Source organism: Nostoc flagelliforme FACHB-838 (assembly GCF_014698065.1).
Taxonomy (GTDB): domain Bacteria; phylum Cyanobacteriota; class Cyanobacteriia; order Cyanobacteriales; family Nostocaceae; genus Nostoc; species Nostoc flagelliforme_B.
Genome location: NZ_JACJSI010000308.1, coordinates 1 through 6,994 on the forward strand (window position 1 = coordinate 1; position 6,994 = coordinate 6,994).

At 40.3% G+C, this 6,994-nt stretch carries 9 protein-coding genes and 1 pseudogene; 4 read left to right on the plus strand and 6 right to left on the minus strand.

From position 1 onward, the window contains the following. Positions 1-327: 327 nt before the first annotated feature. Positions 328-903: pseudogene (locus H6G97_RS41835) on the plus strand (ParA family protein); the annotation flags it as partial. Positions 904-1,401: 498 nt separating this feature from the next. Here the strand turns inward: H6G97_RS41835 and H6G97_RS41840 are convergent. Next, entirely contained in the window at positions 1,402-1,944 is a 543-nt protein-coding gene (locus H6G97_RS41840; RefSeq protein ID WP_190946461.1) for a hypothetical protein, read from the minus strand. A gap of 502 nt (positions 1,945-2,446) precedes the next feature. Here H6G97_RS41840 and H6G97_RS53940 point away from each other — a divergent pair. Then, on the plus strand, positions 2,447-2,605 hold the full coding sequence (locus H6G97_RS53940) for a hypothetical protein (protein WP_242055951.1): 159 nt from the start codon (positions 2,447-2,449) through the stop codon (positions 2,603-2,605). Then, the gene (locus H6G97_RS53945; RefSeq protein ID WP_242055952.1) at positions 2,574-2,774 is read left to right on the plus strand and encodes a hypothetical protein; all 201 of its coding nucleotides are present in this window, start codon (positions 2,574-2,576) and stop codon (positions 2,772-2,774) included. Before H6G97_RS53940 ends, H6G97_RS53945 begins: the two co-directional genes overlap by 32 nt. Positions 2,775-3,173: 399 nt before the next feature. Here the strand turns inward: H6G97_RS53945 and H6G97_RS41850 are convergent, their stop codons facing one another. Both H6G97_RS41850 and H6G97_RS41855 read right to left on the minus strand, forming a co-directional pair. Next, complete coding sequence (locus H6G97_RS41850) at positions 3,174-3,677, minus strand: GNAT family N-acetyltransferase (protein ID WP_338421958.1); 504 nt, start codon at positions 3,675-3,677, stop codon at positions 3,174-3,176. Between the two features lie 195 nt (positions 3,678-3,872). Then, positions 3,873-4,217: a winged helix-turn-helix transcriptional regulator gene (locus H6G97_RS41855; RefSeq protein WP_190946462.1), complete on the minus strand. Its 345-nt coding sequence runs from the start codon at positions 4,215-4,217 to the stop codon at positions 3,873-3,875. A 107-nt stretch (positions 4,218-4,324) separates the two neighbouring features. Between H6G97_RS41855 and H6G97_RS41860 the strand changes: the two genes are divergently transcribed. Next, positions 4,325-4,801, plus strand: coding sequence for a cupin domain-containing protein (locus H6G97_RS41860; protein WP_190946463.1), 477 nt, complete (start codon positions 4,325-4,327; stop codon positions 4,799-4,801). Between the two features lie 508 nt (positions 4,802-5,309). On the opposite strand, the gene H6G97_RS41865 is transcribed toward H6G97_RS41860, so the two are convergent. The 3 genes from H6G97_RS41865 to H6G97_RS41875 all read right to left on the minus strand — a co-directional run bounded on the left by H6G97_RS41865 (position 5,310) and on the right by H6G97_RS41875 (position 6,792). Then, the gene (locus H6G97_RS41865) at positions 5,310-5,825 is read right to left on the minus strand and encodes a hypothetical protein (RefSeq protein ID WP_190737514.1); all 516 of its coding nucleotides are present in this window, start codon (positions 5,823-5,825) and stop codon (positions 5,310-5,312) included. A gap of 386 nt (positions 5,826-6,211) precedes the next feature. Beyond that, positions 6,212-6,427 carry a hypothetical protein gene (locus tag H6G97_RS41870; RefSeq protein WP_190946464.1) on the minus strand — a complete coding sequence of 72 codons (216 nt, stop codon included), beginning with the start codon at positions 6,425-6,427 and terminating at the stop codon, positions 6,212-6,214. A gap of 14 nt (positions 6,428-6,441) precedes the next feature. Next, positions 6,442-6,792 carry a type II toxin-antitoxin system RelE/ParE family toxin gene (locus H6G97_RS41875; protein WP_190946465.1) on the minus strand — a complete coding sequence of 117 codons (351 nt, stop codon included), beginning with the start codon at positions 6,790-6,792 and terminating at the stop codon, positions 6,442-6,444. Between the last annotated feature and the right edge of the window lie 202 nt (positions 6,793-6,994).

The window sequence follows — 6,994 nt, forward strand, 5'->3', positions numbered from 1 at the left end:
TTCTGATTGCTTTATATGCTGCCCCATTTTCTCCACCAGTTGTTTGATGCTGGCTGGAGTCTTTTCCCAATCTGAGTCGGAAATTTCAATTCCGTAGGCGAGGCAGTTTTCATCCATGCCTCTTAATCTACCATCTCAGTAACCCATTTTTGACTGTAGCGTTTCTTATCCTGTGAACGGTTACAAGAGAGAAGCTCGAAGACAGCGAAATTTAAAAAATTCATATAAATAAGTGATGCAGCCTGCAAGAAAAACAAAAATAAACATTGTTTATTGGCTTCTTACCGTTATCTTTAGTTGTAATGGTGCAGGTAAACAAACTCACTTATAAGCCGAATCATCGCAGTTTTTAATCAGGCGGGAGGTGTTGCCAAAACCACCCTTACCCAAAACCTGGGCTACCACCTAGCACAACTGGATCATCGTGTCCTGCTCATCGACATAGACCCCCAAGCCAGCTTAACCAGTTTTATGGGCTTGGTTCCAAGAGACATAGAGCAAACCGTCAACAATGCCATTGTGGATGAACAACCTCTGCCGATACATGAGGGGATTCATGGTATGGATTTAGCCCCTGCCAACATCTCTCTCAGTACGGCAGAAATGCAATTGGTTAGTGCTTCCATGCGCGATTTTCGCCTGAAAGAAGCCATCGAACCAATTGAGTCAGATTACGATTTTATATTAATAGATTGCCCTCCCAGCTTAGGGCTACTAAGTTACATCTCCCTTGTAGCTGCGACCCATGTTCTCGTTCCCCTAGAAACCCATTTCAAAGCCTTTGAGGGAACAGGCGAATTACTAAAAACGGTCGCTACAGTACGCAATAAACCCAACCGCAAACTGCAAATAGCTGGATTCGGGGTAAAGACAAAATACGCGCAAAATTTATCACTATGTAAAGTTTTTGTAACAAATTTATCGCGATCGCCTTTGTCTATATGAGAGAAAAGTCTGCCTAGTTTGGCTTTCAGCCTAGTGAACACTTCGAGCTTATCTGTCCCAACTTAGAAAATATTGCCGAAAACAGAAGCTGAAGGGTCTTGTCAAGGAAGGCTCAAACCTTATTCTTCCGCTCAGTTGCACTCCTAACATTGCCTAAAATAAGCCAAACTAGGCAATGTTTGAATGTTTGAAAGACATCAATACATGGCTACTTTACACAACTTTACATCGTGATAAATTTTGCGCGTATCTTGTCTTTACCCCTCATTGAGGTTAGGAAATTCAAAAATTTGACTATGAATTGATAGCTAAAATACTGACAAACCTGTGACTACTCTTTCTTTTATTAAACGAATAAACCTTGACCATTGTTAAGGAAACTTGTGGAGGAGTATACTGCTCCATTTTGTCAAACTTCAATTAAATCAGCAGCACCATCTCGATTAACATCTCCAATTACGTACTGTGTGTTATCTCTAAAATCACCGACAAATCTGTGACTACTCCAGTACTAAATAAACCTTGACCATTGTTAAGGAAACTTGTGGAGGAGTATACTGCTCCATTTTGCCAAACTTCAATTAAATCAGCAGCACCATCTCCATTAACATCTCCAGTTAGGTACTGTGTGTTATCTCTAAAATCACCGACCAAATCTGTGACTACTCCAGTACTAAATAAACCTTGACCATTGTTAAGGAAACTTGTGGAGGAGTATACTGCTCCATTTTGCCAAACTTCAATTAAATCAGCAGCACCATCTCCATTAACATCTCCAGTTAGGTACTGTGTGTTATCTCTAAAATCACCGACCAAATCTGTGACTACTCCAGTACTAAATAAACCTTGACCATTGTTAAGGAAACTTGTGGAGGAGTATACTGCTCCATTTTGCCAAACTTCAATTAAATCAGCAGCACCATCTCCATTAACATCTCCAGTTAGGTACTGTGTGTTATTTCTAAAATCACCGACTAAATCTGTGACAATGCGAACCATAAAGTTCCTTTATGCTTTTCAAAGTATTGGTGAATACCCTATCATGAGGTTATTAAGTACTTATTAAGCTGTTAATAACATTTTATTAACTAGTTAAACATACTGCTAAAAGACAGATTTTGTCAATTAGAAGTATATGCCGAGAAGTATGTCTAGGGGTGAAATAAGCAACCGTGCAGAAAGTTACGCTAAGGAATTGATGAGCCGTTTTCAATATCCCGATCACCTGTACCAATTGATCTGTCTGAAATTTAAAAGCCTCAAATCCAAGATGAGCCGTACAAAAAAGCTGTATCAAATAACCTATAGGTTAATTGGTACATTGAGAATTGCCAAAAATATAGATTGACAGAATGCTTATCCAGTAAAGGTTACAGCCTTAGCGTAAGTTTCTGCACGGATGCTCATTTGACCCCGTACCTGAGAGTGCGATGCCATTCCATCAAGCCTGATAATATCAAGAGCAAAGAAAATGAAATTGATGATGAGCCAGGGGTAAGGTATGGAAGTCAAAAGCGACGTAACAATAAAATTTAGTGGCTCACTACCAACAGCCACACCAGCAGAGAATAAGAAAGTTGCAATCGAGTTGACTGATCAGAACGGCATAGTCTTTACTGCTCAAGTTAATGCAAAAAACTTCTCGTTTGGCTGGAACTAGCGCCTCGGAATTCGCAAACTGGGCTGGGGCTGTATCGGGCAAGCTTGGTCAACGAACAGAAAACGGGTTTGAAGTGATTGACGCTGGGATTCAGCTTTTTGAAAAGAAGGCGAAGGAAGTCAAACCAGACGTGGGCGCAGCTTTCGCTGAAGCTGGCGCAAGTTCATAGACGGTGTAAAAGCACAGTTATTGAAAAGTTGTCGTGAAGCGATTTTGAAGAGTCAGTGATCACCGAAGACATCCACCGACAGTTCATTCTAAGATGGGCATATATACAGAAATCCTTATAGCGAACTCTTATTATTCTATTGTGTCCTTTTAGACACATCAACCACATCAATCGCCCCCAGAATATGGGGGTATTTTTCTGGCGGTAGTGGCTCTTATAGAAGGACTTTCATTCCTGTATTCCACGTATGACTAACAACATGGAATTAATAATTTTAGCTGTTTGAAAATTGAGATATGACTCTGCTGCACCCGAATTGTTATGCCGCACAACCTACTAATACAAATGCGATCGCTTAAATCAGTTACCCCCCATCTGTTTCCAACTCTCACACTAATCCTATGACTCATTTATCAACCATGTTTCGATGACTTGTCCCATGCCGATAGGTTGCTCTACAAAACCAAGTTTCGCGTAAAATCCGGGAACATCATCTGTAAATAAGTAGACGTGTTGCCCCTTTAATCGACTCAGTAGCTTTTGTATCATTGTTGTTGCAACACCCTGACGACGATATGCGCTGAGTGTCCAGACATCAACAAGATAAGCATTGCAAACACCATCAGACAAAACGCGGGCAGTGCCAACAATTCGATTATTGGTGTAGGCAACACAGGCAGCGTAACTATTTTCAAACGATATTTTAAGCTGTTCTGGACTGCGCCCATTGTCAAAGGCATCTTGGCGTAATGTTGTTTTCATTTCTGCCCAGTCAACATTATCTAAATCAGTTTTGTAGGTAATTTCTGGCATTTCAAAGTAAACCCTTGGATGTTGGGTAATGTGCTTGAACTGGAAAATTGGCTTCTCTAACAATTTCCAAGGATACTTGAGGCTGAACACTAACAGATAGCCTAGTGGTTACTGTCCCGTTGGGAACTTGCGGCATAACGACCCGCTTCACCAGCCGCTAATAACCTCTCAGACTCAATCAACTATCTCGATACGGTCGGTGTGCAAGCGGATTGTTGTGCCGCTGTTGATTAGTGGCTCACCTTAGCTATGAATGGAGTAATTTGAGTAGTTCAAATACTCTTCCTACTCATTATCATTGGGAATTCTTGTTTCAGGAATATGCTTTAGCCCCCAAGCAATGATCACTTTTAGGACAGGACGAAGGCTTGTTCCTTGTTCTGTCAATTGGTAGTTCATTCGACGGGAATGGTTAGAGTATGGCTGTTTTTCAACCAAACCCATCTCTTCGAGATATTTGAGGCGATTTGCCAAAATATTGGTAGAAATTCCTTCAGGAGACTCTAAAAACTCCTCAAAACGCTGTTTTCCAAAAAACATCATGTCACGAATAACTAAAAGTGTCCAACGATCACCGATTAAATCAAGTGTGCAGGCAATTGGACAGGGTGAGCGTCGAGATTGTGTCATTGGCTAAACCAAATTGGAGAGTTACTTGCATTTTACAAGTGATATTTGCTATTTTAGATTGCAACTTGCAAGTTACAACTTAAAATTCAAGTAAAAGTGCGGTAAAAATGACTCAATCTACACTACTTGCTAAAACAGGACAAAACTTTGCTGTTGTGGATTTAGGAACATTATCTCAATTGCATCAGTTTAATTTTGAGGCTCCAGAAATTCCCTTTCAAGTGAAGGGCAAAGTATTTTTGAAGCAACTGCTTGACCTTACCAGTGCAGAGATTTCCGTCAATATGCTACCGCCTGGACAGTCAATACCGTTTTATCACAAGCATCGGTTGAACGAAGAAATCTACATTTTTGTACGAGGACAAGGAGAGTTTCAAGTGGATGAGCGCGTGTTTCCTATATCTGAAGGAACAGTAGTGCGCGTAGATCCTGAAGGAGAACACTGTTTTCGTAATACCTCAGATGCGGAAGAACTTTCCTGGATTGTGATTCAATCACGGGTAGGTTCCTACCCAGACCACACAATTCAAGATGGGTACGGTATTCAAAAACAAGTTAGTTGGGTTGGGAAGGATCGAATTTGAGGTGAAGCCGAGATAGCTACATTAGATGAAAGTTACTTGTGCTTCCAATTGATGAATTAATGGGACTTAGACAAAAAAACTAGCTAGAAAACACCTCAAATATATATACACAAAGACTTTGACATCGATTTGCTTAGTTTCTTGATATATCTGGGTTTCAAGCATTTTTGAGTCTTTGGTGTATTTGGCATCACCGTAGTCGGGTAGCAGGACTATATCGCTATAATCCCGCTACCCGACCACGGTGATGCCAATTCCATAATAAAAGCTCCCATAAATATGAAGCAAGCATTGACTGAAGTCTATATTTAATGTGTTTGTTAGGGCAGAATATGTACTGTACTCTGTGGTTGATCTTGGCAGCCCCAAGGGGCTGCCCATGCTGGGAAACTTCCTTGCTCGGCATTGGCTAAACAGATTCCTACTTGTACAAAAAACTTTTTTGTTTGGCACAGTGACCTCAATGAAAGAAGGGTCTTAACTGTCAAGGCACAAAGTCAAGTGTAAATTATGTTGTCTGCTGGCTCATGCGGTAACAATCTTCAGGGGTAGGATCGTTTTGGGGTGACATGGATATAGACATTTCACCTACGGTGTTGATGTAGGCCATCACTACACTGTTTGTTGGCTCATATACCGATATCATGTTGTCCATTGCTTGTGTATCTTGTGGAGCAACATCATGTTGACGCATGGATTTTTTGAGGAATTTACGTGGGATGTACTCAATTTTGGTCGCTGAAGAGTCTGAGCCTTGAACTAACACAAGTCCTTTACCCTGTTGCTGATAACCTTCCCAGGCAGTCGCACCCACTAAAACCTGATTTTCTTCAAAAAAGTCGTGTGCGTCCATGCAAGCTTGATATTTATCTACTTTTTTAAATGGGTTTAACGAAGCGGCAATTTTTCCCCAGAAGGATGTGTTTTCACTCTGTCGTTTTGGTAAAGGTTTCTGTGGAAGAGAGGATACCTCTTTTACGGCTGAGTCTTTGCGTTGCTTCCGGATTTTGGCGTTTCGTCCCATCGCTTAAACCTAACGTGTGTTGCAGCTTGACTAAACTTTTATATGAGCTTGGTGTTATTTTATAGCACTATGAAACAGACAATCTATTTGAGCTACACCCACCTTGTCAGCAATTACCAGAACGCAACGGTAATGATGCTTGAGGATACTGCTCTGACCAATGTCATTTGGTTGTGCTGAATTTGGGTTAGGAGAAACGTTTCTCCTAAATTCATTTCAAGGTTCATCCTGTCGCTATTAGGGCGATAATCTTTCACAGCTTGTTCAGATAAGCTTGCAGGATTTTGGGAGTGTCGAGATTCAAAAGTGGGAATGAGGCTAAACATTTTTAATAAGTTTAAAGCCTGCAAAGTCGTTGGAGTTTGGCAGGCTTTTGTAGTGTTTTACTAAATTAATGTTCTATGATTAATCTTTCCAAATATAACTACCTCTCTTTGTTTCAAACCTTTTCTTTTTCTCGCTCTCAATTTAAGTTGCTGTTTCTCTAGTAAGAGTTTTTGTCTAGTTAATTCCTGAGCTATTAATTCCTGAGCGCGGCTTTCAATTTGAATTTGGCTTTCTATTGGTTGTTCTTTTATTTTTTCTCTTAGGCTTTTCCCCATTCTTCTTACCCTAATTATTTTAGTTTTTGAAGATGACTCTTGTACCGTGCATCAGCCTTTTGAATTAAGTGTTTATAGAAAAGTTTTTGGCTAACACCAGATTTGTCACCTGCGACCAATAAAATGGCTTGTCTCAATGGGTCAAAAGCAAACGCCACACGCCAAACACCATCACTAGCTGAGAATCGTAACTCTTTCATGTTGCTGTACTTTGACCCTTTGAGTGTATCAACATGAGGACGTTTTGCAAGTGGGCCAAAGTTTTCTAATATCTCAGCCGTAGCAAGCAACTCATTTTTTACTTCTTGAGGTAGAGCGTCAAACTCAGACTCGAAATCATCATGAAACTCAACTTGCCATTCCACTAATTTATTATGCTTAAAATGTCACACATTTTCAAGAGTATATCGAGTATTCATAGCAACATCAAAGTAAAAACACCTCTTGTTGTATTAGAGGGTGTTTGAAAAGTTTTAGGGAGTCAAAATTTAAGCAAGTCGCCTCACCATAATACGGATCATGGAAAGGTAGATAAAAGTCTCAGAGGTTTCGGGCAATAACTCATAA

Coding starts and splice junctions, on each gene's coding strand:
- H6G97_RS53945 (WP_242055952.1), top strand. CDS start 2,574: ATGCAAAAAACTTCTCGTTTGGCTGGAACTAGCGCCTCGGAATTCGCA.
- H6G97_RS41855 (WP_190946462.1), bottom strand. CDS start 4,217: ATGACACAATCTCGACGCTCACCCTGTCCAATTGCCTGCACACTTGAT.
- H6G97_RS41840 (WP_190946461.1), bottom strand. CDS start 1,944: ATGGTTCGCATTGTCACAGATTTAGTCGGTGATTTTAGAAATAACACA.
- H6G97_RS53940 (WP_242055951.1), top strand. CDS start 2,447: ATGGAAGTCAAAAGCGACGTAACAATAAAATTTAGTGGCTCACTACCA.
- H6G97_RS41870 (WP_190946464.1), bottom strand. CDS start 6,427: ATGGGGAAAAGCCTAAGAGAAAAAATAAAAGAACAACCAATAGAAAGC.
- H6G97_RS41860 (WP_190946463.1), top strand. CDS start 4,325: ATGACTCAATCTACACTACTTGCTAAAACAGGACAAAACTTTGCTGTT.
- H6G97_RS41865 (WP_190737514.1), bottom strand. CDS start 5,825: ATGGGACGAAACGCCAAAATCCGGAAGCAACGCAAAGACTCAGCCGTA.